The following is a 24,984-nucleotide window of genomic DNA, read 5'->3' on the forward strand; positions in this document are numbered from 1 at the left end:
CGCCGCGAGATGCTTCGCCGCTCGGGGCTGGGGCTGGGCATGCTGGGCCTGGCTGGATTGTTGGACCCGGCGTCCACGAGTGCGGCCACCGCGGAGCCGAACACCGGCCTGGCCAGTCCGATGGCCGTTCGTGCGCCGCACTTCGCCGCCAAGGCGAAGCACGTCATCCACATTTTCGCCAACGGCGGCCCTTCGCACGTCGATACGTTCGATCCCAAGCCGTCGCTGGCCAGGCATGCCGGCCAGATGTTGCCGATGGAGAACCTGCGGACCGAGCGCAAGACCGGCGCCGCGTTCCCCTCGCCGTTCAAATTCGCGAAGTATGGTCAAAGCGGGATCGAAGTCAGCGAGCTGTTTTCGCACGTGGCCGAACACGTCGACGATATGGCGATCATTCGCTCGATGCACGCCGACGTGCCGAATCACGAGCCATCGCTGATGCTGATGAACTGCGGCGAATCGCGGCTCACGCGCCCCAGCTTCGGATCGTGGACCACGTATGGCCTGGGCACCGAAAACCAGAATCTGCCCGGCTTCATTGCCATGTGCCCCGGCGGATATCCGATCAAGGACGCCGAGAACTGGCAATCGGCCTTCTTGCCTGGTGCCTTCCAGGGGACGTACATCAACACCCAGCACACCGAGCTGGAGAAGCTGGTCGAGAACGTACGTAACACGGCGATCTCGCGCGAAGACCAGCGCCGCCAGCTCGACCTGGTTCAGGAGTTGAACCGCCGCCACCTGGCCCGCCGCGCCGGCGACGAAGCGCTCGAATCGCGGATTCATTCGCTCGAGCTGGCCTACCGCATGCAGGTCGAAGCGGCTGACGCCTTCGACGTGACGCGCGAGCCGCAGCACATTCTCGAAGCGTACGGCGAAGGCGTGCAGGCCCGACAACTGCTGATTGCCCGCCGGCTGGTCGAGCGCGGCGTGCGCTTCGTGCAATGCTGGCACGGAGCCGGCCAGCCCTGGGATAACCACGACGATATCGAGGTCAACCACCGCAAGCTCGCCGGCCAGTGCGACCAGGCGATCGGAGCGCTATTGCGCGATCTGAAGCAGCGCGGGCTGCTCGGCGAGACGCTGGTCGTGTGGGGTGGCGAATTCGGCCGCACGCCCACCGTCGAATTGCCGCAGGCTGGCGCCAATGCAGGCAAGATCAATGGTCGCGACCATAACCATTACGGCTTCACGATGTGGCTCGCCGGCGGTGGCGTGAAAGGCGGGCAGGTGTACGGCGCCACGGACGAATTCGGCTTTCAAGCCGTCGAAAACAAGGTACACGTGCACGACCTGCACGCGACGCTCTTGCACCTGTTGGGATTCGACCACAAGCGGCTGACCTACCGCTACGCCGGCCGCGACTTCCGTCTCACGGACGTACACGGCCAGGTCGTCAACGCCCTGATCGCGTAAGCCAGGAAACTGCAAAGTCTGTGGCCGGGGTCTAGGATTCCCGGAAGCGGTACGGTGAAATCCCGGCCTCACAGAGGCCGGCCACAGAAGGTCCCTCGCCAAGCGCACGCTACTTGCGCTTGTATTCCTTGTACGAGAGCGACTTGTTTTCGTCCCGATCCAGATTCTTGAAGTCGCGCCGGGCTCGCTCTTTGGCTTCGCCCGTTTTCTTGCCGACATACTCCTGTTCGGACAACCTCTTGTCGCTATTGCGGTCGAGCCGGGAGAATTCCTCGTCGTACTGCGTTTTCGTCCTGGCCTGCGCTTCCACGGCAGAACCAATGCCGACCAGCAGCATCGACAGGACCAGGATCCAAGAGAGCACAGACTTCATGATCGTGTTGTCCTCGTTGTTTCGGCATGATCGCCGGGCCATGGCTGGGTTGCTTCCAGACTAACAAGGGCCACACGCCGACACAAATCGCATGGCGCGGTTATTCCTATTTTATGCCGTATTAGGCCGGGCAGTCATCGTTTGGTCCCCTCTCGCCACGTCATGATTCCGCAGACCCCGGCGCACGCGAACATGAAACCGAAGATGAGACCAAGGGGCCAGTGTACGCTCGCGACACAAGCAGCACTTCCGGCAAACGCGAGGACGCCGAGCACGAAGGACGCCTTGGCCGCCCGAGGAGAAGGGATTTGCCGACACTGCTGCTTTTTTAAATCAAAGTGTGTCATTAGGGTGAAGCGGGTTGATCTTGGATTCTCCGAATCGAACGCATTAAGGATACCGGGACGAATCGGTCTGTCGAATTTCCGACGCTAAAACCACTGGGGATTATCGGCGCCCCCGTGAATCGACGGCAATCCATCGCCGGCGCAACTGGCCCGTGAGCCACTGAAGGTCCGGGCGCGGCCCAATCCGCCCGAGGGCGCTCATGGATTTCTAGCGCGGTTTTTATCCGCCGCACACGAGCCGCTAACGTTCGCTGGCTACGATCCGGCCAAGTTAAGTGGCCCGTGCCCTCTGAAGCTGCACGCCAATGATCCGTAGCACGGACACCTAGGTGTCCGAACTTCTAACGCCCCTGTCGGCCGTTGTCGGCATTTAGTTGCAGGGAGTCTCGCGTTTTACGGATTCGACTGTTGCGCTGGTTCTTCGCGCGTTCGTGCGGCGACTCCGTCCACCCGTCCGCGCGGTTTTCGCATGTTTACGACTCTTTCGGACTCTCACCTGGAGAAAGCAAATGAAACGAACTGTGGAATTCAAAGCCGTGTTGGTCGCCCTGGTCGCTGTCTGCGTTTTGGCAGGGCGGGCCGCTGCTTCGACCATTTCGGATATCCCCGGCGGTGCCGCTGCCAGCGCCCCCTTTACCCTGAATAACGTGGAAGTCGTCGGCATCCTCGACTACAGCACCTCGTTCAACAACGCCACCATCATCCTGCGGGACGGAACCGGTTCGATCATCGATTTCCGCGTCCCCTTCGCTGTCTACAACCCCACGCTGGGCGACGTCATCAACCTGACGGCGAACAACACTCCCTTTCAGGACGGTCCTGAGCTGGCCGGCAGCTCGATGACCGGGGTCAGCCTTGTCTCGCAGGGCAATCCTCTCAATATCCCCGTCGTGACGATTCCGCAGGTCAACGCCGCATCGGGCACCACGGGCAGCTTGACGTCGACAGGCGAGGCGGTGGTGACGCTGCATAACGTTCACTTCGCGGCCGGAACGCCCGCGACGCTCGCGCAAAACACCAGCTACACGCTGACCGATGGTACGAATACGGCGATCTTGTTTGCCAACAAGAGCTACGGCAACGTGGGCGCCACGCCGTCGACCACCAACGGCCTGGCCCAGCTCAACGCTTTGGGGGGTGGCAACGCGCCGGCCCTGGATATCACCGGCTACGTCAGCAACTTCTTCGGCACATCGGAGTTCTATCCGCTTTCCGCCACCCCCTCGGTGCCCGAGCCGGCGACGTTTGCACTGGCGGGCTTCGGACTGGCGGCGCTGCTGGTCGCGGGCCGCAAGCGCTTGATCGATCGCAATCGCCAGTAATTCCGGCTGCCTGCCAGCGCGAGAGCGCTCGATTTTCACCGAGGCGCAATGAGAGTCGCGAAGGGCCCTGTCGCCGTAATCACGGCGGCGGGGTCGCTTCGTTTCGTGGATGGCCCCCCGCTCCTTAACCTCGATCGCGCGTCAATTGCTGGCAGCAAGCGCCGGGGCTTGAATGCCGATATCCACCGCGCAAACCACCTTCTTCGCCGGCTCGCTTACGCAAAGGTAATGATGCACGGTGAAACATTCCCGGCGCTTTTTCGCTGACAGACGTATAAGATCTGAGTGGAGCGGCAAATCCTCACCTTAAGAAGGGGAAGGTTCGATCATGTGTCGATCTCTGGTTCGTTCTGTAGCAGCCGCTCTCATGGTCACGGCTTCGGTCGTTGGTCAGGCTTTTGCCGATGGCCCGACGGCGAGCGCTTCCGCACCACAACCGACAACGGTTCAGCGTCCTACGACGACGCCGGTTGCTGCCCGTGCGGTGAATCGCGCCCCGCGACGCGGACGCACGAACTACCGCTACTCCAACAATAACAACACGGGCCGAACCGGACGTCGCTGGAGTTACAACTACAGCGGTGTCGGCTTTCCGCGCATGGAAGGCGGATTGACCGCAGCGGCCAACCGCACGACTTGGGGCCGCAATCCCTAGTCGTAGCGCGCGGTTAGTTCTGGAGCTTGCTAAACGGCTAATGAGGGCTTTGACGGTGCCGGTGCGCGCCTTCCCTTAGCCGCACGGCAGATTCAGCCGGTGCGAGAGCAAATCGAGTCGCGATTTCAACTCGGCCATAAGTTGCCGCTCGTCACCCGGCGGCGGCACCTCATCGGCCGTGGTGGGTGCGAGTTCCGCGGCCAGCGCTTCGAGATCGACCAACCGCTTTTGGAAGCGATAGAGCTTGCTGGCCGTTTCGCGCTTTCCCTTCCACGCCAGGTCCAACTGCATCATCATTCCCAACAACAGTGCGACCTGGCCCAGCAGGGTGATCGGCAGGCCGGTGCTCTGCCAGGCGGAGCGTCCAAGAAATACGCCCGCACACAACAGGACGATTCCCGTGGCCAGCGCAGCGGCCCCCGTGGCGACGATCAGCCAGGCGGCGCGCGAGCGTCCCCGGCGAGCGGCGGTCGCCGGATCGCCGACCGGCGGCGCTGTCGATGGTTCGACCTGGTCATGCGCGGGAGCGCCGGCCGATTCGGCCACTTCGGTCGAGAAGCGGGCCCCCGACAGGATGCGATCGACGTGACGAAGCTGCTCTTCCAGCTCCCACGTGTCAAACGTGGACAAAGGCGCGCGGATCGTCACCGTGGGGGCATCGCAAACAAAGGCGGATGTCTCTCGTCGCGGCTCATCGCGCCGGCTGGCATGCGATACCGTGACCCGCGCCGCGCGAGAACGGGCAAGCGCGGTCGGCCCCTGCAAGCCGCGTGCGCCATGCGCCACCGTCGCGCCGCACCGCACGCAGCGCGGCTCGTCATCGGCCCCTTCGCAAACGGCCGGAACCTCTTGTCGGCAGCTTTTACACCACACGGCACAACCACCACGCGTCAGGAATCACGGCACCGCGCCGCTAGTCATTGCGTCGGCCACGAGCCGCGCGAGACTTTACCTGCCGTGTAGGTTGTAGCGATTGCGCGGACCGCAAAGCGCGAGATGGGTGTTAAGCAAGCGCTATTCGGCCGAAGCGGTCGCGCTTTCGGACGCATCGGCCGCGCCCGCCGCCGGCACGAACCATTCGCCGCGCAACCAATCGGCGAGGAGCGACAATTCCTCGGCCGTCAAGCGATGCTGCGTAGGATCGTCCCCCGCGGCAAATTCCGGCATGCGGTCGTTCTTGTCGCCGTAGAAGCGCTCGTGCCCGGGGTTGCTGATCATACCGATCAACCATTCGCGCGAACCAAAGCCGGTCAGGTCGGGCGCGGCGCCCAGATCGCCCGCGTCGTGGAAATGATGGCAGTTCGTGCAACCCGCGGTTTCCTTGATCAGCGCGGCGCCGGCCGTGATCGTGGCGGCGTCCTTGGCGTCGACCGTGGCTTGCGCGGGCAGCTTTGACTCGGCCGAAAGCGCGACGACGACGTCGTGCCGCTGGGTGTCGGAGAGCGCTTTGAACTCATCCCCCTGCACGAAGCCGACCATGTCGCCTTCCTTGTGCGCGGTATGGCCGAAATACCGATCCGAGGCAATCTTGTCCGGGTCCAAAAGGCCCGCGATCCAAGCGCGGCTGGCGAAGCCGAACAGGTCCGGCGCGGTAGATTTCTCGATTTGCTGGCTCTCACGCGCCGGATCAACATGCGTGTGACAGGCGGCACAATGCTGTTCGAATAGCTCCGGCCCGCGCGTCTTCGCGTCGCTGCGCAACAAGGAGAGCGCGCCGGTCGGCGGAATCTCGAGCCCGCGCGCCAGTTCCACGGCGCGGCGCGAGGCGGCTTCGGCGTGCTCGACCGCCTCGAGATAATCGCGTGACAAAGTCCAGCGCTCGTGCGCCTTCTCGTTGTCCGGACTTGGCTCGGCGATCCACCGCGACTGCCGGTCCGCCCACATGGCCTGGCCGGTCAAGATCGTGACGCCGATCAGCAAGCAAAGAAGCAGCCCAACATTGAAGCGATGCCCCAGCTTCCAGCGACCGAGAAAGGGCATCAAGAACAACAGCCCCATGACGGCGCCGGGGATAATGATGCCGCCGATCAGCTCGCCGGTTTCGGGATTCGATTCGAACAGCTTCAAAAACTGAAACAGGAACAAGAAATACCATTCCGGGCGCGCAGCGGAATAGGGCGTGGCACCATCGGCAGGCGCTCCCAGCTCGGCGCCCAACACGTCGCCGGCCTTATCCGAAACGAGCAAGTTGGCGATGCCCTGTTCACTGCCCAAGCCCGGCAAGATCGTGAGGAACAACACGACCGCCAGCACCGCCAGGCAAGCCACGGCGTCTTTCAACACCTGGTCAGGCCAGAAGCTGCCGTGCTCCCCCTTCAGCGGTTGCTTGGCGTGCAAGCCGTGGCGGCGGAAGAGCGCGACGTGCAGGACCAGAAATCCAACGAGCGCCCCCGGCAGTACGCCGGCGTGCAAAGCGAAGAAGCGCGTCAGCGTGTGATGACCATATTCCGGACCGCCGACGATGAGCCGCTGCAGTTGCTCACCCACGCCGGGCACGATGCTGGCGATATTCGTGGCCACGATCGTGGCCCAGTAGCCCTTCTGATCCCACGGCAGCAAGTAGCCGGTCAGCGACAAGCCGAGCACGATCTGCATCAGCATCAGGCCGAGCCAGAAGTTCACTTCGCGCGGCGCGCGATAGGCCCCGTCGATGACGACCTGCATCAGGTGCAGCGCCAACAAGACCACCATGGCCTGGGCCATGAAGTGATGGATGCCGCGCAGCAGCCAGCCGCCTTGCATTTCGTGCTGGATGTAATAAACGCTTTCCCAAGCCGTCTGGCTGCTGGGCGCGTACGACATCCACAGAAACACGCCCGTGATCGCTTGCACGGTGAAGGCAAAGACCAGCGTGCTTCCCCACACGTAGCGCCAGCGCGCGCCGCCGGGCACGTGCTCGTACAGGGCCGCGTGCAGAAGATCGGCGATGCCCGTGCGATGATCGAGCCATTTTACAAGAGCTTTCATGCCTTGGGGTCCTTCGCCGTGCGGCCCGTGAAGAAGTTCTCGAATTTCACCCACACCGCCGTGCCCGACCCGTCGTCGCGCACTTCACACTCGAGCGTGTCCAACCCGCGCGGGCTGGGGCCGGAGAGCACCTTGCCCTCCAGGTCGAAGGCGCTCGTATGGCAAGGGCATTGGAAAATGTCGCGCGGGGCGTCGAACGAAACCGAACAGCCCAGGTGCGGGCAGATGACGTTAAAGGCTTCGACCTTGTCCTGGCCGCTTTCGCGCCGCAGATACACCGCGCCGATCGGGGCAGGGGGGTGTTTCGTCCAAGCATCGCGCCGATCGGCCACCACCGGAAAGCGGCGCGGCTTGCCATCGGCCGGCAATGCGTCGAGCCGCGCGACCCGCAAGAACTGACCGTTACCTCCTTTGCGCCGCAACGGATCGGCAAGCACGGCGAGGCCCGCCAAAAACGGGCAAACCACGAGCAGCCCACCAATCACGACCGCGCTGAACTTGGCGAAGAATCCCCGCCGGTCATCCGCCGGGGGCGCGGAGGGCAGGGGAGGGGAGGGGGATGCGGACATGGCGAAACTCCTTACGTCGCGGCCGATTCCAACGAATGCATTTCCTTACGCAATCGAACGACTTCATGGCGGCCCGACCCCGGCACCAGCACACGAGCCCCAGGGCTCGAGCGGGCGCGGGTTCGACGGCAACAATACGGCAAACGACGAATCAATTTGTGGGAACGAGATCGAGGCGGGAATCGTTGGCGGGGCGAACGCCCAGGATTATCGCATCGCCGCGCGCACGGCGTCAAGCACGCGTGGCTCGGCCGTGGCCAACGGTCCCGGCACCATCGCGCCAGCCGCGGCTTTGTGCCCGCCGCCGCCGAAGGTCTCGGCCATCCGGCTGCAATCGAGCCCCGCGCGGCTACGAAAGCTGACTTTCACGCGGCCATCCTGCTGCTCGACGAAAATCACCGCGACCTCGGTCCCGGCGATGACGAGCGTCATGTTCACGACATCCTCGGTATCGGCCGGCGCGGCGCCCGTGGCCTCGAAGTCTTCGCGCGTCACGGACGTAAACACCAGGCGTCCGTTGAGCTCGGTCTGTGTGCGCGCCAAAATCCGCCCGCGCAGTTGCACGCGCGCCAGCGTGTCCTGCTCGTAGATGGTGTTGTAAATCGCGTCGGGCCGGGCCCCGGCATCGACGAGCGCCCCCGCGAAGCGGAACGTATCGCCCGTGGTCGAGGCAAAGCGCAGCCAGCCGGTGTCGGTGGCGATCGCCGCGAAGAGTGGCCTGGCGATCTCGGGGGTCAGTTGAACGCCCAGCTCGCGGGCGGCCTCTTGCACCAGGCGGCCGGTCGCCTCGGCCTGCGTGTTGCGAAACACCTCGGCGCCGAGATCGTCGCTGCTGATGTGATGATCGAGGATGACTTTCTTGGCCTTCGTGGCGCGGATGACGTCCCCCATCTCGCCCAGCTGCGCCCAGGCGCTTGTATCGAGCACCATCAGGCAGTCGTAATCCATGAGCTCCGCGAGCGTCACGTCGCGCCCCAGAACCTGAATGCGATTCTGGGGATCGATAAACGCCAGGTTGGCGGGCGTGGCCTGCGCGTTGACGATGCGCGCCTCTTTGCCGAGCGCGGCGAGCACTTGCGCCATTCCCAGCTCGCTGCCCAAAGCGTCGCAATCGGGACGCAAGTGGCTGGTCAGGATGAAACGCTGATGCGCCTGCACCAGTTCGACAAATCGACGCCAGTCAATCGACATTGCGCAATCAACCACTCGCGGTGTGGGACCAAAAATCCATCATAACCCGCGATCGATCAACTGCGATACGCGGTCGCCATTTGTCGCGCCTGGACGACGTCGCGGCGCAGCTGTGCCTGCAACTCGTCGACATTGGCAAACGGATGAATGTCCCTTAGCCGGCCCAGGAAGTCAACCTCCAGGGGCTGGCCGTAAAGCGTTCCTGCGAAGTCGATCAGGTGTACTTCGAGCTTGAGGGCTTGCTCGCCGAAGGTCGGGTTCGGGCCGACGTTGATCGCCGCCGGCCAGGAACTTCCGCCGTGCCATGCCAGCCCTGCGTAGACACCCAAGCCGGGAAGTAACGTGTCGACGGCGGCGAGGTTGGCCGTCGGGAAACCAATCTTGCTACCCCGTGCGGCGCCGTGGGTGACCATGCCGCGCAGTCGATAAGGGGCCGTCAGCAGGTCGCGAGCCGCGTCAACCTGACCGGCGCTCAGCAGGCGCCTCACGCGCGAACTGGAAACGATTTCCCCGTCGATGACGACCGGCGGAACGATTTCCAGCTGCATCGCAGCGGCCGTGGTCAATTGCCGTAACACGTCGATCGTGCCACTGCGATTGCGACCAAAATAAAAATTCGGTCCCTCGACCATGGCCCGCGCGTCGAGCGCGCCGCGGACGATCTGATCAAAAAACTGCTGCGCATCGAGCGCCAGCAGGGCCTCGTCGGTGGGATAGGCAATAATGGCGTCGACGCCCAGGCTGGCTAATAGCTCCGCCTTGTGATCGGTCCAGGTCAACGGCGGCGGGGCTTCGGCTGGGCGCAACAGCCGCACCGGATGCGGATCGAATGTGAAAACCACCGCCGGGCCGTTTACGTCCCGCGCCTTGGCCAGCAGCCGTTCCACGATCCGCGCGTGGCCGCGATGAACGCCATCGAAATTGCCGATCGCGATCGCGCCCGAGCGCAACTCGGAGGGAAGCGTGGCCAGATCGCGAAAGAGCTTCACAGTCGCCAGAGCAGGGGAGGGCAGGGGGGTTCAAGACGCGCCAGGCCCATTATGGCTAGGGGGCGTCCGGCCGGTCAAACCGCGAAGGCCGGATCCGCAAGCGTTGCCGTGCAGTGGTTCATTCCAGAATCCACTCCACAACCTGGGCCAATCCGTCGCTATTATTGCAAGGGGCAATGCGGTCGGCCGCGGCTTTGACTTCCTCCTGGGCGTTTCCCATAGCGACCCCCAGACCGGCCGCGCGAATCATCGGAATGTCGTTGACGTCGTCGCCGACGGCGCAGATTTCGTCATCCGCGATTTGCCAATCGCGGGCCAGCCGCTCGATGCCACTCCACTTCGTCGCGCCGGCCGGAGCAATCTCGCACATGTAGCCGACATAGCGCGGGCTGCGCAACACATGCACGTATAGATCTTGCGGATAGCGAGCTTCCAGCTGCGCGGCGAGCGCGAGCATCTCGGACCGCGTCCCCATGGCGAAACCGGAAAAAATGCCTTCCGGCGGATTTTCGACCAGCGTCGGACACAAACGCTGACAATCAGGATTCATCCGAAAGAATTCGGCCAGCTCCGGCTTCGCGCCTTCGATGCTGCGGCAATACATGTCGAAGCCTTGCCCATACGTATCGGCGTATAGCACCGGCTCGTACCCGGCCGCGGCAACGAGTTGCAGCGAACCTTCGAGCACGCCCGGCGCGAACGCGGCACGATAGAGCGTGCGATGATCGAGCGGGTCCTTGATGAGCGCCCCCGAGGCCGTGACGAGCGGAACGTCGAGCTTCAAGGGTTCGACCAGCGGCAGCGCACGGCTGTAGCGCCGGCCCGTGGCCAGCACCACACGAATGCCGGCCCGCACGGCGCGGGCGAGTGCCTCGCGCGTCGCGTCGGTCAGTTGATCCTGGCTGTTGACCAGCGTCCCGTCGATATCAATGGCCAGCAAGCGGTAACGAGACATGCAATTCGAGCAGGGGAGGGCAGGTAGGTAAAGTTCTTTCGTCACACCGCGTCGGCCATCGAGGCCAGCTGCAACACGGAACGCGCTTGCTCCTTTTCGAGATACGTCCGTCCCTTGCGGACGTTGATGTGATCCCAGGGCAATCGCGCATCGAGCGGCTCGGTGTGGTGCAGCACGGTGGGAACGTCGATGCCGGCGTCCGCAAAAGCCTGCCACCAGCGGGCCGCGTCGAAATGCTCGCCCCAACTATCAAGCCGCGCTCCGCGCTGCCAGGCGAGCAAGATCGCGGCTCCGACCCGCCGGTCACCCCGGCTCAAGACCCCTTCGACGAGCGAGTCTTCGATCGGATGGCACTTGATGTCGACGGCACGGATGCGCCGCTTCTTCATCAGGTAGCCGCGCGCCCACCGCAAATACTCGCGCGACTGCATCCCATTCCACTGGTAAGGCGTATGCGGCTTGGGAACGAAGTTCGACACGCTGGCCGTGACTTTCGCGTAATGACCAAGTTCCTCCTTGCCGATGCGCGAGATCGTCTCGGCCATTTCGACAATGCCGTCCAGGTCGACCGGGCGCTCGCCGGGCAATCCGCACATGAAATACAGCTTCACGTGCCGCCAGCCGTGACGAAAAGCCTCGCGGCAGCCGACGTACAGATCCTCGTTCGTGATCTTCTTGCGAATCTGCTCGCGCATGTCGTCGCGGGCGACCTCGGGCGCCAAAGTCAGCCCACGACGATCGCTCGACAACAGGGCCGCCACGCCGCGCAATTGCTCGTTGACGCGCAAACTGGGCAAAGCCAGCTTCACCCCCAGCGGCTGAAACGTCTCGTGCATCCGCTCGAGCAACTCGCCGAACCACGGGTAGTCGCTCGAAGAGAGCGACAAGAGCGAAATCTCGCTGAAGCCCGTGTTTTGATAGGCGGCCAGCGCCGCGGCCACGATCGTTTCCACGCGCCGTACGCGTAGCGGCCGCTTGATTACCGTGCTCTGGCAGAAGCGACACTGCCAGGGGCAGCCGCGCATGATCTCGATCGCAATGCGGTCGTGAACGCATTCCACGACCGGCACGATCGGCGCCAACGGCAGCGGAAACCCATCGAAATCATCGATCACCGACGGTTCGATCGTCTGGGGCACCAACGCATGCGTGGGGCGCGTCGCGACCAGGTGACCGGCATCATCATATTCGGCTTCGTACCAGCGCGGCACGTACGCAAACGGGAGCCGCGCGGCCAATTGCAATAGCGCGCGCTCCCGCTGATCGCGGCCGGCCATGCCGGATCGAGTCCCCTCGTCGGCCCTCATCGCTTCGCGGATGTCGAGCCAGGCGTCGCACAGCCGCGGCAAGCTCGGCTCGCCATCGCCAATGACGAACACATCGATGAAATCGGCGAGCGGTTCCGGGTTCTGCGCACAGGGGCCGCCCGCGATCACGAGTGGATCGTCGAGCGTGCGGGCTTCGCCGGAAAGCGGTATGCCCCCCAGGTCGAGCATCGTGAGCACGTTGGTATACGACAGCTCGTATTGCAGCGTGAAGCCGAGGACGTCGAATTCCGAGAGCGGCGTGAAAGTCTCCAGGCTGTAGAGGGGCAGGGGAGCGGCGCGCAGCTCGCGCTCCATGTCGCCCCAGGGCGTGAAGACCCGTTCGCAGGACCAATCCTCGCGAGCGTTCATCAGCGTATACAGCACCTGCAGGCCGTGATGGCTCATGCCGATGGTGTACGTATCGGGAAAGGCGAGACAGAGCGTGCCGCGCACCTGGTCGTGGCGCTTGCGGACCGAATTCAGCTCGCCGCCCAGATATTGCGCCGGCCGCTGCACCCGTGGCAGCAGTTGTTCGACCGATCTCTTCAGCCGCTCGTTGAGCATGGAATCGAAAGCGACGGGAACGACCGCCTGCCATAAGTCAGGGACCACCGGGCAGAAGCGCCCTCGGGCAATCTATCCCGTGGCGCCGTCGGCGACAACACAAGCGGCGTAGACAATTGGCCCGCGGCCGGAGAGGATAGGGTTAGAGGGGTTCGAGGTTCCTGCGCCGCCGCGTACCAGCCCCGCGCTTGTCATCCACATCATGCGATATATGCGAACGTTGCCCTACCAGATCGCTAGCGTCGTGTTGCTGGGCCTTACTTTCCTTGGCACTCGCGCGGTCACCGCGCAAACGCCGGGCGAGTTCCAGCAAGCCCGCGAGCGCATGGTCGACGAAGACATCGTAGCGCCCGGAATCACCAACCGAGGCGTCATCGACTCGATGCGAAAAACGCCGCGGCACGAGTTCGTCCCGTCGGGCGAGCGGCAAAACTCGTATTACGACATGGCGCTGCCAATCGGGGCGGGACAGACGATCTCGCCTCCCTTTATCGTGGCCTACATGACCGAGCAGCTCGATCCGCAGCCAACCGACAAGGTGCTCGAGATCGGCACCGGCAGCGGCTTTCAGGCCGCCATTCTTTCGCCCCTGGTCGACAAGGTGTACTCGATCGAGATCGTCGACACCTTGGGCAAGCGCGCCGCGGCAACGCTCAAGCGCCTGAAATACACGAACGTCACGACCAAGATCGGCGACGGCTACCAGGGCTGGCCCGAACATGCGCCGTTCGACAAGATCATCGTCACCTGTTCGCCCGAGAATGTGCCGAAGCCCTTGATCGAGCAACTCAAGGAAGGGGGCCGTATGATCGTGCCGCTAGGGCAGCGCTACCAGCAGGTGCTGTACATGTTCCGCAAGGAGAACGGCGAGCTGGTTTCCGAAGCTTTGCGACCGACGCTCTTCGTCCCCATGACCGGCACGGCCGAAGACCAGCGCAAGGTACTGCCCGACCCGCTGCACCCGTCGATCATCAACGGCAGTTTCGAAGAAACGAACCAGGCGGAAGACGCGCCGATCGGCTGGCACTACTTGCGGTTCGGCGAATTAACCGGCGGCGCGCCCGAAGGAAAACGGGCACTGACCTTTACCAACGACGTGCCGGGACGCGGCTGCCAGGCGCTGCAGGCTTTTCCGGTCGACGGACGCAAGGTCGATCAGCTCGACGTTTCCGCCTGGGTGAAGGTCAAAGATGCCGAACCCGGCCAGAATCCCGATCAATTGCCGATGATGGCCATCACGTTTTACGACACGAAACGCGCGATGGTCGGGCAGCGCGGACTGGGGCCGTGGCGCGGTACCGCCAACTGGAAGCACGAGGAAGGGCGCGTCCGCGTGCCGAGTAACGCCCGCGAAGCCATCGTCCGCATCGGCCTCTTGGGCGGAGTGGGCGAAGTGTCGTTCGACGACGTGCAAATTCGCGGCGTGCTCAAGGGAGAGAAAGCGAAATAGCGCCGACTGCAAATCGTTTTCTCTAACGAGCCGCGCCGCGTTGGACGAAGCGGAACGGCATCGTCCCTACTTCAAAGCCGGGACGCAGCGAGATATTTACGAGCAGCCCCAGCGCCACGCCGTGGGTGAGCAAGCCCGACCCGCCGTAACTCAAAAGCGGCAGTGACAATCCCGTGACCGGCAAAAGGCCGACGGTCATGGCCGTGTTGATAAACGCCTCGACGCCGAAGAGCGTACCAATGCCGATGGCAGTCAATCGGCCGAATGGTTCGCGGGTGCGCGCGGCAATCGACATCGCGGCCAGCACGATGCCAAATTCCAACAACAGCGCCGCGAGCGCACCACTCCAGCCCAGGCGCTCGACCAGCACGACGAAAATGAAGTCCGTGTGATCTTCGGGCAATTGATAGACGGCGCGATCAAGGACAAAGTCGCCCGCCCACAGGCTGCCGCGTTTTCCGCCGAGCGCGAGCATCTGCTTCGACTGGTGCAGATGATAGCCGTCGTCGCTGGGCGCTTGCTCGGGGCCGGTCTGTTCGAACAAGGCGGTGACCCGCGACCGCTGCTCGCCGCTCATCTGCGACCACAAGACCGGCAGCATCGCTACCCCGCATAACGCAAGAGCAGCCAGGTGTGTCTTGCGAGCTCCGGCGGCGTACAACATCGCAAACAATAGGGGAAAAAAGACCAGGGCGGTTCCCAGGTCGGGCTCGCGAAGGATCAAAACGACCGGCACCAGCGTGAGGGCCAGCGGCGCAACCAGGCCGCGAAAATGCCGGTAATTCTCGGCGCGCATCAGGTAGCGGGCGAGCGCTAACACGAAGACCAGCTTCGAGATCTCCGACGGTTGAAAGCCGATCGACCCCAGCCGAATCCAACGTTGTGCCCCGTGCGAGGCTGGAAAGAAATAGACCGCGATCAACAGCACCAGCGTCGTGCCAAAAAGCGGATAGGCATAGTCGCGCAACACACGGTAGCCAGGCAGCGCGGCCAGCCACACCGCCGCGCCCGCGAGCAACGAGCATAAAACCTGGTGGCGCAGCAAGCGCCCTTCGCCATCGGCCAATTCTTCACTGCGCGCAATTCCGCACCAACCGACGAGCAAGAGCGCGCCGGCCGCCAGCAGCAAACCCCAGGGCAATCGTTGTGGCCAGGCGCGAGGGAGCATCGTGCAAAAGAGATCGTGCCAGGAATGGTGCCACGTTTCTTGATTCACCGCGAGCGAGCGGATTGTAGGACGTGTATCGAACATGAAGCCAGGGCATCCGCTGCGCCCCTTTGCGACGACAGTGACCGCCTATGCTACCAACGCAGGCATAGCTTGCGCTTTCTATCGATTATGCACAGCTTGCGTCCCTTACATTTTTCCAGGCTTTTCCATTCTCGATGATCGAAAAAAACTACGCATGTTGCTTGAATTGCATGCTAGGGTTGGTATGTTCGTGGGGGAAACTGAGTCTACAGGTCTCCGTTATCCAAGGGAGCAAACAAGTTATGTTCTTCGGCAACGTAAAGAAATTGGCGCTGGGCGTGGTTGTCGCCGGCGTAGCCTGGTCGATGACTGCGCCGGAAGCTGACGCGTTCTGGCATCATCGTCGCTGGGGCTCGTCCGGTGGTTCGTGGGGCTCGTCGGGCAGCTACGGCGGCTGGTATTCCAGCGGTGGCTCGTCGAGCTCGTCGGGCTGCTGGGGCGGCTACTACTACGGTTCGTGGGGTTCGTCGGGTGGCTCGTCGTCGAGCTCGAGCGGCGGCTGGTATTCCAGCGGCGGCAGTTGGGGTTCGAGCGGCGGTAGCAGCAGCAGCGGCGGATCGAGCGGCGGATACGGTGGTTACACCACGGTTCGCGACGTGCCGGCTGGCACGCCCGTCACCCCGGCTCCGCAGACGACGCCGACGGAACCGCCGACCTTGGACCAGAATGCCCCGATGCCCGCCACCGAAGCTCCTCAGACGGGCATCGGCAACGGCAGTGCGGCCGTCCTGAGCGTACATGTCCCGACCGACGCCAAGGTCTACGTCAACGGCATGTTGACCCGTAGCACCGGCAGCGACCGTCGTTACGTGTCGAACGGCCTGCGTCCGGGCTATAACTACACCTACGAAGTGCGGGCCATCACCGAGCGCAACGGCCAGCCGGTCGAAGAGCGCAAGGTCGTCCAGTTGCAAGCTGGTCAATCGGCCGACGTGAACTTCCCGCTCCAAGGCCAGGACAACGCCGACGAGCGGACGGCCACCAAGCCGGTCATCAAGACCACGCTGAAGCTGAATGTTCCGGCCGACGCCAAGGTCTTCCTGTCGGGCAACGAGTCGAAGAGCACCGGCGCGAGCCGTGAGTTCGTCACCACGAAGCTCGGCGAGGGCCAGAGCTGGGACAACTACACCGTGCGTGTCGAGCTCGAGCGCAACGGCCAGAAGCTCTCGAAGGTCGAGCGGATCACGCTCAATGCCGGCGAGTCGCGTGAGCTGACCGTTGACCTCGACGCCGCCCAGGTTGCCCAGGCCTCGACGGGCTCGGACATCCAGTAGTCACTACGATTAAGTTTGCCGAAGACGCCGGCCCTGCGGCCGGGAGAAATCGGACCAAACAATCGACGCAACAATCAGCCCTCGCACGGGATACGTTCCCGTGCGAGGGTTTGTCGTTTGACGGGGGCGTAGCGTGCGGCGTCGAATCGCTGCTTGCACAGTCGAAGCGGCTCCGATATCGGAAGAGAAGCATCGGACCGTCTGCGCCGCCGACGACAGGCGGGCGGCCGCTCGGAAAAGCCACCTACTGCAGACCACGGAAATCGGATGGCCACCGTCGTAATGAATTCCGAACCGCCGGAGCAACCGGCGGCGACTGCCGGTAAACCGTGGAGCCTGTGGGCGAAGCTGGCCGTCAGCGCTCTTCTCGTCTGGCACCTGACGGCGGTGCTCGTCGGCCCCTTCATGCGACCGCCGACCGTATTGGGTGAGGTCGCTCTGCCGATTTTCGGTCCCTATCTGGGTGCTGCCTATATGGGGCACAGCTACAAGTTCTTCGCTCCCGACCCCGGTCCAAGCCACCTCGTGCGGTACGACCTGGAATTCGCCGACGATTCGCATCGCACCGGAGTGTTTCCCAATCTCGACGAGGAGTGGCCACGACTGTTCTATCACCGCCACTTCATGCTCAGTGAGTTCGTTAACCTCGCCCCGCCGGATCCGAATATCCCTCCCACGACCGAGTGGGCGCAGCTTCCGCTGGCGTCTGGGCAACAGCAATACGCCCGCAGCTACGCCGACCACTTGCTGGCGAAGTACGACGCGCGCCGGGTCACGCTGTGGTTGCAGGAGCACTTGATACCCGAGCCCGAGCAAGTGGCTAAAGGAATGACGCTCAAGGATCCCAGCCTGTACCGCGAACGAAAACTGGGCAGCTACGTGAGGATGCCATGATCCGGGCGGTAACGAATTATCTGCGCGATCTCGCGGTGTGGCTGGTCGAAGGGTGGAACCGCTTCTGGTTCACGCCCAGCGATCCGGCAACGCTGTCGTTGATTCGTATGCTGGCCGGCGGCATGCTGCTGTATACGCACCTGGTGTGGTCGATCGGGCTCGAGGATTTCTTTTTGCCCGACGGCTGGATCTCGGCCGAGGCGGCCAGCATTTCGCAGTTGCACCCGTGTACGTGGAGCTACTTCTGGTGGATCCAAGATTCAACCACGCTGTGGGTCGTCCACATCGCGGCACTCGTTGCTTTTGCGATGCTGACGATTGGGCTCTTCAGCCGCGTGTCCGCGGTCGTTTCGTTTCTGGCCGCCGTGTCGTACGTCAATCGCGTGCCGGGTGCTCAGTTCGGGCTTGATCAGATCAACGTGATGCTCGTGACCTACTTAATGCTCGGTCCATGCGGCGCGCGTTATTCGGTCGATCGCTGGCTGGCCGATCGCGAGAGGGCCGAAGCTCCGCCCGTGCCCCCCATGGTTTCGGCGAACCTGGCGATTCGATTGATCCAACTGCACATGTGCGTAATCTACTTTTTCGCCGGCCTCTCGAAACTGCAGGGCGATCACTGGTGGCGCGGCGACGCCTTCTGGGGCGCCGTGGCGAATCTGGAATACCAGTCCTGGGACCTGATCTGGCTGGCCAACTGGCCGGTCCTGGTGGCGCTGCTGACAAGCATCACGGTCTACTGGGAATTGTCGTTTTGCGTGCTGGTGTGGGTGCCCAAGCTGCGACCACTTATCCTGGCCTTGGCCGTTCCGCTACACATGGGAATCGCGCTGGGCATGGGCATGATTACTTTTGGTTTGGTCATGCTGTTCGGCTGCCTGTCGTTCGTTTCGCCGAGCCTGGTGCGGAAGCTGATCGAGCGCGACAAAAGTGAGCAGGGCAGGGGGGGAGCGACCAAAACCGCCGCGCCGCAGCCCCCGGCCCGAGGACAACAACAGCGGCGACGTCCGCCGGCAGCCCGCGCCTCGAAACTCGCCTGAGAGAATACTGGTCCTTGGCCGCGGGGCGGGGCAGGGGGGCAAAGCGTTCGAAAATGCTGCCGGAAATGCCAGAACCTGGCAGCACCTTCCGTTGTCTGCACGAGCGGGCTTATACTGGCACGAACTAGCCACCGACCAGGATTTCCGGCCGACCGCATCCTTTGCCGCCCGGCCGACGCAACCTCGATGGTCATCCGAGACGCATACGGCGTCACGACAGCTTTCATTTTCCGGGGAGATTTTTCGTGTTCGATGTCGTAGCAATTGTCGGCGCCACGGGAGCCGTGGGCAGGATCATTCGCGAGCTGCTGGAGGAGCGGAATTTCCCGCTCGAGCGGATCAAGTTTCTCGCCTCGAAGCGATCGGCCGGTGCGAAGATCATGTTCCGCGGCCAGGAACACACGGTCGAAGAGCTGACGCCCGATTCGTTTGTCGGCGTCGATCTGGCCATCGGCAGCACGCCGGACGAGACGGCCCGCGATTTCGCTCCCTGGGCGGTCGAGCGCGGCACGGTCGTGGTCGACGAAAGCGGTTACTGGCGCATGGATCCCAAGGTGCCGCTGGTAATTCCTGAAGTGAATCCGGCCGACGCCTTCAAGCACCGGGGAATCATCGCCAGCCCCAATTGCTCGACCACGCAGTTGGTCGTGGCGCTCAAGCCGTTGCACGACGCAGCCAAGGTGCGCCGCGTGGTCGTCAGCACCTACCAGGCGACGAGCGGGGCGGGGGTGGCCGGGCAGCGTGACCTCGAAAATGGCACTCGCAAGAAGTTGAACAACGAGACGCACGCGAACGAGACATTCGCGCACGATATCGCCTTCAACCTGATTCCGCAGATCGGCTCGCAAAAGCACGCGGGCTACACCTCGGAAGAGATGAAGATGGTGTACGAGACGCGGAAGATCCTCGGCGACGAATCGATTCAGGTCTGTCCGACCTGCGTTCGCGTGCCGGTCAGCAACTGCCACAGCGAAAGCATTCTGGTCGAAACCGAGCGACCGCTAAGCGTCGAGGAAGCGCGCGAGCTGTTTGCCGCGGCGCCGGGGATCGTCGTCGTCGACGACTTGCCCGCCAAGCAATATCCGATGCCGCTGACATGCGATGGCCGTGACGAGGTGTTCATCGGCCGCATCCGTCAGGATATCAGCGGCAGCGGCGGCATCGCTTTCTGGTGCGTCAGCGACAACCTGCGCAAAGGCGCGGCCACGAACGCCGTGCAAATTGCCGAGCTCTTGGCCAACGCGCGCACAGCACAAGGTGCGGCCCAGGCGGCAAGGTAGGGGAGGGCAGGGGGGCGCAGCGCGGCAGAGCACGGCGCCGCGACCGTCTGTTGGCCATGCGCACCTTCAAGCTCACCCTGGCCTACGACGGCACCGCCTACGCCGGCTGGCAGTTGCAGCCCGGCAAGCCGACTATTCAGGCCGCCTTGGAAACCGCGCTGCACAAGGTCACGGGCGAGACGATCCGCGCCGCGGCCAGCGGCCGTACCGATGCCGGCGTTCACGCGCTCGGCCAGGTCGTGAGCTTTCACAGCAGCACGGCGCTTTCGTGCGAGACGCTGTGCAATGCGCTCAACGCCGAGCTGCCGCGCGACATCGCGGCCCTCGCGGTGCGACCGGCCGCCGATGGCTTTCACGCGCGCCGTGACTGCATCCGCAAGCGATACCGTTATTTGATTCATGACGGGCCAGTGGCCGACGTTTTTCGTCGCCGCGTTGCCTGGCAATACAGGCAGCCGCTCGATGCCGGCCGGATGTCGCGCGCGGCACAAGCGTTCGTCGGCACGCACGATTTTCGCAGTTTCGAGTCGCGCTGGCCGCAGCGCTCGTCGAGTGTCCGCACGATTTACGAAGCGACCGTCGAGCGGGGCAGGGGGGAGCGAACGCATCTGCTGGCGTGCGAATTCTCAGGCAACGGGTTTTTGTACAACATGGTCCGCGCGATGGTGGGCACGCTGGTCGAAGTAGGGCGCGGCGTAAGGCCCGAGGGCTGGCCGGCCGAGGTAATCGCGGCCGGCGCCCGCAGCGCTGCGGGCATGACCGCGCCCGCGCACGGATTGTTTCTGGTGCGCGTTGATTACCCATCCGCGGAAGGTCCGACAGAGTAGACTAAACGTGATGCGGCGGTCTTTGTGCCACTGACAATTTCCCTGCCAGCGCTGACGCGAAATTCCGCACTGGTCGACGAGCCACCAGGGACACCCACTGCATAGGTCTACGCAGCGTATTACGCTTTCTCGGTCAATCCTGTAAATACCCCATGCGCGTCGCGCACATCATTACCCGGCTGATCCTCGGCGGCGCGCAGGAAAACACACTTCTGAACTGCGAGGATTTGATCCGCGACTACGGCGACGACGTGCTGCTCGTGACCGGACCGCCGCTGGGCCCCGAGGGGAGCCTGCTCGATCGGGCCCGGTCCAACGGGGTGCCCGTCGAGATCATCGATTCCCTGCGTCGATCGATCCACCCGACCCGCGATTGGCGCGCCTATGCCGCCCTGAAGAACGTGCTACGTCGCTTTCACCCCGAAGTGGTGCATACCCACAGCGCGAAGGGAGGCATGCTGGGACGGATGGCCGCTGCGGCGACGGGTGTTCCGGTGATCGTACACACGGTACACGGCGCGCCGTTTCACGCTTATCAATCAGCGACGGCGCGGCAATTCTTTCGCGCCTGCGAACAGTTCGCCGCGCGCCGCTCGACGGCTCTCATTAGCGTGGCCGACGCCATGACGGATCAACTCGTGGGCGCGGGCGTGGCGCCACGCGACAAATTCACCACCATTTACAGCGGTATGGAAGTCGAGCCGTTCTTGCGCGCCAATGAACATCGCGACACGTTGCGTGCTGAATTAGGGTACAAGCCCGAGCACGTGGTAATCGGCAAGATCGCGCGGCTGTTTCATCTCAAGGGGCATGAATATGTAATCGCCGCGGCGCGCGAGATCGTCGTACGGCATCCGCAGGCCCGGCTCCTGTTCGTGGGCGACGGCATCCTGCGCGGGCAGCTTGAACGGCAGGTGGCAGAAGCCGGGCTGGCCGGTCACGTGCGCTTCGTCGGCCTCATACCACCAACACACATCGCCGATTATCTCGGCGCCATGGACGTTGTCGTTCATGCCAGCTTGCGCGAAGGACTGGCGCGCGTCCTGCCGCAAGCATTGATCGCGGGCAAGCCGGTCGTGAGCTACGACGTCGACGGAGCGCGCGAAGTGGTGCTACCGCGCATCACGGGCTACCTGATTCCGCCGTGTACGGTCGAACCGATGACCGCGGCGATCGAAGAACTGATCGCGAAACCGGATTTGCGTGAGACGTTCGGGCTCGAAGGGCGACGCCGTTTCGCGGAGCAATTCCGTCACCAGAATATGACCCGCCAGATTCGCGCGTTGTACGAGCGTTTGCTCGCCGAGCGGTCGGCGGAGCATTCTTCGTGATCACTCCTCGTCCCGATCGAGCGATTTGTCGCCGCCGGACGGTCGGACTAAAATTGAACCGATGGCTCGCGCCGACCGGCGGCGCGCCGTTGGCCATTTCTCGCTAACGCCCCAGAAGGGGCGCCGGTAGGAGTAGCACCGCGATCGTGGCACTGGCAAGTCAAGGAAACGTCGGTCCTTACCGTCTGCTGAACATCGTCAAGACAGGCCAGACCAGCCAGGTATGGGCGGTCATGGACGACCGTGACAAGCGGCGACTGGCGATCAAGCTACTGCTCTCCGACTATCGCAAGGACCGGGAGCATCTTGGCTACCTCAAGCAGGAAGCCGTGGTCGGCAAGACGCTCGACCATCCGCGCGTCATCAAGGTCTTCGAGTACGCCACGGATCACGGCCTTCCGTACCTGGTGATGGAGTACTTTCCCGCGCCGAACATGAAGGAAATCATCCTGCAGGTGCGGCAACAAGTGGCCTTCATGATGCCGCGGATTATCGACGGCGCGGCCGAAGGCCTGGCGTATTTCAATCAGCAAGGCTGGATTCACCGCGACATCAAGCCAGACAACTTCCTGATCATTCAAAACGGCGAAGTGAAGCTGATCGACTTTGCGCTCGCGCAGCGCAAGAAGGGGGTACTCGCCAGGCTGTTTGGACGCGGCAAAGTGCAAGGGACGCGCAGCTACATGTCGCCCGAGCAGATCCGCGGCGAGCCTTTGGACGAGCGGGCCGACATCTACAGTTTTGGCTGCACGATCTTTCACCTGGTGGCCGGCCGGGCACCTTATACGGGCGCGAATTCCAACGAATTGCTCAACAAGCACCTGCGCGCCGCGGTCCCCGTGCTCGAGGCGTTCGATCGCAACATAACATCGGAGTTCGGCGCGCTCATCCGCTCGACGATGGCCAAGGATCCGAAAGGGCGGCCCGACTCGATGGCAAAGTTTCTCAGCGAATTCCGCGGTATTTCGATGTTCAAGCGCATGCCCGACCCACCAGCCAGCGCTCCGGCCGAGGAAAACGCGTCTTAACCGATTCACCGATTCGGTGTAATGTACGGTGCGTTCGGCCCTTGCGGGATTGGCCGGCCGGTGGGTCTTTGGCAGGCCTAAGGCAACGGCTTGTCGTCGCGACGCGTGTCAGGGCAGGGGAGGGGGCGCGCGTCAGCAGCAGGCGAGCAAACAAACGCTTCGAGTTTTCATCATGGCAATACCACTGCAGCAGTTGGCCTTCGAGCAGCCGATCTACGATCTCGAAGCCCGGCTGGCCAAGCTGGAAAGCACGGCCGACGACAGCCTGGCCACGCGCGACGAAATTCGTCGGCTGCGGCGCGAGCGCACCGACCTGATGAAAAAGATCTACAGCCAGCTCGAGCCCTGGCAGATCGTGCAAGTGGCGCGGCATCCGCAGCGGCCGATGACGACCGATTACATCGAGCTGGTGTTCGACGATTTCGTCGAGCTGCACGGCGATCGCTCGTTCGGCGACGACCGGGCCATTCGCACCGGCATGGCCAAGCTCGACGAATACAAGGTCATGGTGATCGGCCACCAAAAAGGCAAAGACCTGAAGGAACGGATCGCCTGCAATTACGGCTGCGCCCATCCCGAGGGCTATCGCAAAGCCATCGCAAAGATGAAATTCGCCGCCAAGTTCGGGCTGCCGATCATCACGCTGATCGACACGCCGGGGGCTTATCCTGGCATCGGCGCCGAGGAGCGCGGCCAGGCCCAGGTGATCGCTGATGCGATTTTCGAAATGTCGCGTCTGTCGTGCCCCGTGATCTCGGTCGTCATTGGCGAAGGCGGGTCCGGCGGCGCGATCGGCATCGGGGTCGGCGACAAGATCGCGATCCTCGAGTTTGCCTACTACTCGGTGATCAGCCCCGAAGGATGCGCCGGCATCCTCTGGAAGGACGCCGCTTACTCCAAACAAGCAGCCCAGGCCCTGCGGCTGACGTCGAAAGACCTGCTCCGCTTGGGCGCCGTCGACGACGTGATCGAAGAACCGATCGGCGGCGCCCACCGGGACCACCACCAGATCGCCGGCCGGCTGAAACTGTACCTGGTGAAGGCCCTGCGCGAGCTGATCCAAAAATCCCCCGAGCAGATCATCGAAGGCCGGTATGAGAAATACCGGCGGATGGGGATGTATCTCGAGCACCGCGGGGATCCGGCCCCTGCCGGAATCTTTCATCAACCGGCCTGACCGCCCTGCCGATGGGCGGCGAAAATCCCTTTTGCCCGGCGGCGCCGAAATTCAGATTTTTTCGCTCACGGAATTCCGCTGCCGGGTTTTAGCGCAGCGCGATCGGATTATTTTTGGCGGGCGATTTTTTCGCGCCTCGCCACCGCCTCGTTAGACACGCGCCGAGGTCGATCCATGAGTCCGAACTCATTCCCAGGTGCCCAAAGTGGTCAGCGATGATTTCTCGATTTCTGACCCGCCGAGGGCGGCAGGAGCCCCAGTTTCGGCCGATAGCCCAACGTCCGATAATGTTTCTTATGTTCGGTTGTTGATGCTGGATTTCCCGGGAAATCGTGGGTTCTGCGCTTCGCCGCCCCTTCCACGCGCCCTTCGATTTGGACGTCGGATGCCCAGGCTCGGTGGCTTGTCAGCAAATCCATGAGATCGATTTTGGACTATGAAAAAAACCGCCACCGGCCCCCTGCCGCGGCACCGGTAACTGGTCAGAAATTGACGGTCGAAATTCATCGCGGCGATGAACGCGAGAGCACGGCGCGAGCAGGGTTGATCCGTCGTCTGCCAACGATCTGCGCACCCAAAAAAGCGGCGCCGCGGCAGGGGGCTGACTCGCTCGATGAAGCCACGTGCGACTCAAAACGCCAACAAGGCCACGGGGTGCGTGCCCGTCACAATCGCGCCAACCCCACCTCGAGAGGAATCGCCGCGTGCTGGGCCAGCTTCGTGATGCCGCTACCGGACAAACGGGCGCTTCCGTCACGACGCTAGCAGGTCGACACGGA

General features: G+C 63.2%; 21 protein-coding genes. 12 read left to right on the forward strand and 9 right to left on the reverse strand.

Translation table 11 applies throughout. From position 1 onward, the window contains the following. Nucleotides 1-9: 9 nt before the first annotated feature. A complete protein-coding gene (locus VHD36_06005; protein ID HVU86853.1) occupies nucleotides 10-1,416 on the forward strand; it encodes a DUF1501 domain-containing protein in 1,407 nt (468 codons plus the stop codon). A 109-nt stretch (nucleotides 1,417-1,525) separates the two neighbouring features. On the opposite strand, the gene VHD36_06010 is transcribed toward VHD36_06005, so the two are convergent. After that, nucleotides 1,526-1,789, reverse strand: a complete 264-nt coding sequence (locus VHD36_06010; GenBank protein ID HVU86854.1) for a hypothetical protein — start codon at nucleotides 1,787-1,789, stop codon at nucleotides 1,526-1,528. Nucleotides 1,790-2,645: 856 nt separating this feature from the next. On the opposite strand from VHD36_06010, the gene VHD36_06015 reads away from it, so the two are divergent. Together VHD36_06015 and VHD36_06020 are read left to right on the forward strand one after the other, a co-directional pair. After that, nucleotides 2,646-3,458, forward strand: a complete 813-nt coding sequence (locus VHD36_06015; GenBank protein ID HVU86855.1) for a PEP-CTERM sorting domain-containing protein — start codon at nucleotides 2,646-2,648, stop codon at nucleotides 3,456-3,458. 328 nt (nucleotides 3,459-3,786) lie between these two features. Beyond that, on the forward strand, nucleotides 3,787-4,113 hold the full coding sequence (locus tag VHD36_06020) for a hypothetical protein (protein ID HVU86856.1): 327 nt from the start codon (nucleotides 3,787-3,789) through the stop codon (nucleotides 4,111-4,113). Between the two features lie 75 nt (nucleotides 4,114-4,188). Here the strand turns inward: VHD36_06020 and VHD36_06025 are convergent, their stop codons facing one another. The 7 genes from VHD36_06025 to VHD36_06055 form a co-directional block, all read right to left on the reverse strand. Continuing rightward, on the reverse strand, nucleotides 4,189-4,743 hold the full coding sequence (locus tag VHD36_06025) for a hypothetical protein (protein ID HVU86857.1): 555 nt from the start codon (nucleotides 4,741-4,743) through the stop codon (nucleotides 4,189-4,191). A gap of 384 nt (nucleotides 4,744-5,127) precedes the next feature. Then, nucleotides 5,128-7,080 (reverse strand): cytochrome b N-terminal domain-containing protein, encoded by a 1,953-nt coding sequence (locus tag VHD36_06030; protein HVU86858.1) that lies wholly within the window; start codon nucleotides 7,078-7,080, stop codon nucleotides 5,128-5,130. Next, nucleotides 7,077-7,649 carry a ubiquinol-cytochrome c reductase iron-sulfur subunit gene (locus VHD36_06035; protein ID HVU86859.1) on the reverse strand — a complete coding sequence of 191 codons (573 nt, stop codon included), beginning with the start codon at nucleotides 7,647-7,649 and terminating at the stop codon, nucleotides 7,077-7,079. Before VHD36_06035 ends, VHD36_06030 begins: the two co-directional genes overlap by 4 nt. 207 nt (nucleotides 7,650-7,856) lie before the next feature. Beyond that, nucleotides 7,857-8,840 carry a DHH family phosphoesterase gene (locus tag VHD36_06040; protein HVU86860.1) on the reverse strand — a complete coding sequence of 328 codons (984 nt, stop codon included), beginning with the start codon at nucleotides 8,838-8,840 and terminating at the stop codon, nucleotides 7,857-7,859. Between the two features lie 56 nt (nucleotides 8,841-8,896). After that, nucleotides 8,897-9,829, reverse strand: a complete 933-nt coding sequence (locus VHD36_06045; GenBank protein ID HVU86861.1) for a bifunctional riboflavin kinase/FAD synthetase — start codon at nucleotides 9,827-9,829, stop codon at nucleotides 8,897-8,899. Nucleotides 9,830-9,947: 118 nt separating this feature from the next. After that, nucleotides 9,948-10,784 (reverse strand): Cof-type HAD-IIB family hydrolase, encoded by an 837-nt coding sequence (locus tag VHD36_06050; protein ID HVU86862.1) that lies wholly within the window; start codon nucleotides 10,782-10,784, stop codon nucleotides 9,948-9,950. Nucleotides 10,785-10,825: 41 nt separating this feature from the next. Then, nucleotides 10,826-12,703, reverse strand: a complete 1,878-nt coding sequence (locus VHD36_06055) for a TIGR03960 family B12-binding radical SAM protein (GenBank protein ID HVU86863.1) — start codon at nucleotides 12,701-12,703, stop codon at nucleotides 10,826-10,828. A gap of 163 nt (nucleotides 12,704-12,866) precedes the next feature. On the opposite strand from VHD36_06055, the gene VHD36_06060 reads away from it, so the two are divergent. After that, on the forward strand, nucleotides 12,867-14,105 hold the full coding sequence (locus tag VHD36_06060) for a protein-L-isoaspartate(D-aspartate) O-methyltransferase (protein HVU86864.1): 1,239 nt from the start codon (nucleotides 12,867-12,869) through the stop codon (nucleotides 14,103-14,105). Nucleotides 14,106-14,127: 22 nt separating this feature from the next. Here VHD36_06060 and VHD36_06065 read toward each other — a convergent pair whose 3' ends face one another. After that, nucleotides 14,128-15,357: an FtsW/RodA/SpoVE family cell cycle protein gene (locus VHD36_06065; protein ID HVU86865.1), complete on the reverse strand. Its 1,230-nt coding sequence runs from the start codon at nucleotides 15,355-15,357 to the stop codon at nucleotides 14,128-14,130. Nucleotides 15,358-15,599: 242 nt separating this feature from the next. Between VHD36_06065 and VHD36_06070 the strand changes: the two genes are divergently transcribed. The 8 genes from VHD36_06070 (at nucleotide 15,600) to VHD36_06105 (ending at nucleotide 24,205) form a co-directional block, all read left to right on the forward strand. After that, entirely contained in the window at nucleotides 15,600-16,631 is a 1,032-nt protein-coding gene (locus tag VHD36_06070; protein ID HVU86866.1) for a TIGR03000 domain-containing protein, read from the forward strand. Between the two features lie 267 nt (nucleotides 16,632-16,898). Continuing rightward, nucleotides 16,899-17,525 (forward strand): hypothetical protein, encoded by a 627-nt coding sequence (locus VHD36_06075; GenBank protein ID HVU86867.1) that lies wholly within the window; start codon nucleotides 16,899-16,901, stop codon nucleotides 17,523-17,525. After that, entirely contained in the window at nucleotides 17,522-18,562 is a 1,041-nt protein-coding gene (locus VHD36_06080; protein ID HVU86868.1) for an HTTM domain-containing protein, read from the forward strand. The genes VHD36_06075 and VHD36_06080 overlap by 4 nt, the downstream gene beginning before the upstream one ends. Nucleotides 18,563-18,807: 245 nt before the next feature. Continuing rightward, nucleotides 18,808-19,842: an aspartate-semialdehyde dehydrogenase gene (locus VHD36_06085; GenBank protein HVU86869.1), complete on the forward strand. Its 1,035-nt coding sequence runs from the start codon at nucleotides 18,808-18,810 to the stop codon at nucleotides 19,840-19,842. A 56-nt stretch (nucleotides 19,843-19,898) separates the two neighbouring features. Further along, the gene (gene truA, locus VHD36_06090) at nucleotides 19,899-20,669 is read left to right on the forward strand and encodes a tRNA pseudouridine(38-40) synthase TruA (GenBank protein HVU86870.1); all 771 of its coding nucleotides are present in this window, start codon (nucleotides 19,899-19,901) and stop codon (nucleotides 20,667-20,669) included. Nucleotides 20,670-20,821: 152 nt separating this feature from the next. Then, the gene (locus VHD36_06095; protein HVU86871.1) at nucleotides 20,822-22,000 is read left to right on the forward strand and encodes a glycosyltransferase family 4 protein; all 1,179 of its coding nucleotides are present in this window, start codon (nucleotides 20,822-20,824) and stop codon (nucleotides 21,998-22,000) included. A 146-nt stretch (nucleotides 22,001-22,146) separates the two neighbouring features. Next, nucleotides 22,147-23,028, forward strand: coding sequence for a serine/threonine-protein kinase (locus VHD36_06100; protein HVU86872.1), 882 nt, complete (start codon nucleotides 22,147-22,149; stop codon nucleotides 23,026-23,028). A 172-nt stretch (nucleotides 23,029-23,200) separates the two neighbouring features. Then, nucleotides 23,201-24,205: an acetyl-CoA carboxylase carboxyltransferase subunit alpha gene (locus VHD36_06105; protein ID HVU86873.1), complete on the forward strand. Its 1,005-nt coding sequence runs from the start codon at nucleotides 23,201-23,203 to the stop codon at nucleotides 24,203-24,205. Nucleotides 24,206-24,984: the final 779 nt, after the last annotated feature.

The organism is Pirellulales bacterium, assembly GCA_035546535.1.
In the GTDB taxonomy this organism is placed as follows: Bacteria; Planctomycetota; Planctomycetia; order Pirellulales; family JACPPG01; genus JACPPG01.

Bases quoted from the DNA above. Each gene is read 5' to 3' on its own strand.
- VHD36_06050 (HVU86862.1), bottom strand. From the start codon at position 10,784: ATGTCTCGTTACCGCTTGCTGGCCATTGATATCGACGGGACGCTGGTC.
- VHD36_06005 (HVU86853.1), top strand. From the start codon at position 10: ATGCTTCGCCGCTCGGGGCTGGGGCTGGGCATGCTGGGCCTGGCTGGA.
- VHD36_06035 (HVU86859.1), bottom strand. From the start codon at position 7,649: ATGTCCGCATCCCCCTCCCCTCCCCTGCCCTCCGCGCCCCCGGCGGAT.
- VHD36_06040 (HVU86860.1), bottom strand. From the start codon at position 8,840: ATGTCGATTGACTGGCGTCGATTTGTCGAACTGGTGCAGGCGCATCAG.
- VHD36_06065 (HVU86865.1), bottom strand. From the start codon at position 15,357: ATGTTCGATACACGTCCTACAATCCGCTCGCTCGCGGTGAATCAAGAA.
- VHD36_06095 (HVU86871.1), top strand. From the start codon at position 20,822: ATGCGCGTCGCGCACATCATTACCCGGCTGATCCTCGGCGGCGCGCAG.
- VHD36_06015 (HVU86855.1), top strand. From the start codon at position 2,646: ATGAAACGAACTGTGGAATTCAAAGCCGTGTTGGTCGCCCTGGTCGCT.
- VHD36_06070 (HVU86866.1), top strand. From the start codon at position 15,600: ATGTTCTTCGGCAACGTAAAGAAATTGGCGCTGGGCGTGGTTGTCGCC.
- VHD36_06020 (HVU86856.1), top strand. From the start codon at position 3,787: ATGTGTCGATCTCTGGTTCGTTCTGTAGCAGCCGCTCTCATGGTCACG.
- VHD36_06075 (HVU86867.1), top strand. From the start codon at position 16,899: ATGGCCACCGTCGTAATGAATTCCGAACCGCCGGAGCAACCGGCGGCG.
- VHD36_06105 (HVU86873.1), top strand. From the start codon at position 23,201: ATGGCAATACCACTGCAGCAGTTGGCCTTCGAGCAGCCGATCTACGAT.
- VHD36_06030 (HVU86858.1), bottom strand. From the start codon at position 7,080: ATGAAAGCTCTTGTAAAATGGCTCGATCATCGCACGGGCATCGCCGAT.
- VHD36_06060 (HVU86864.1), top strand. From the start codon at position 12,867: ATGCGAACGTTGCCCTACCAGATCGCTAGCGTCGTGTTGCTGGGCCTT.
- VHD36_06080 (HVU86868.1), top strand. From the start codon at position 17,522: ATGATCCGGGCGGTAACGAATTATCTGCGCGATCTCGCGGTGTGGCTG.
- VHD36_06010 (HVU86854.1), bottom strand. From the start codon at position 1,789: ATGAAGTCTGTGCTCTCTTGGATCCTGGTCCTGTCGATGCTGCTGGTC.
- truA (HVU86870.1), top strand. From the start codon at position 19,899: ATGCGCACCTTCAAGCTCACCCTGGCCTACGACGGCACCGCCTACGCC.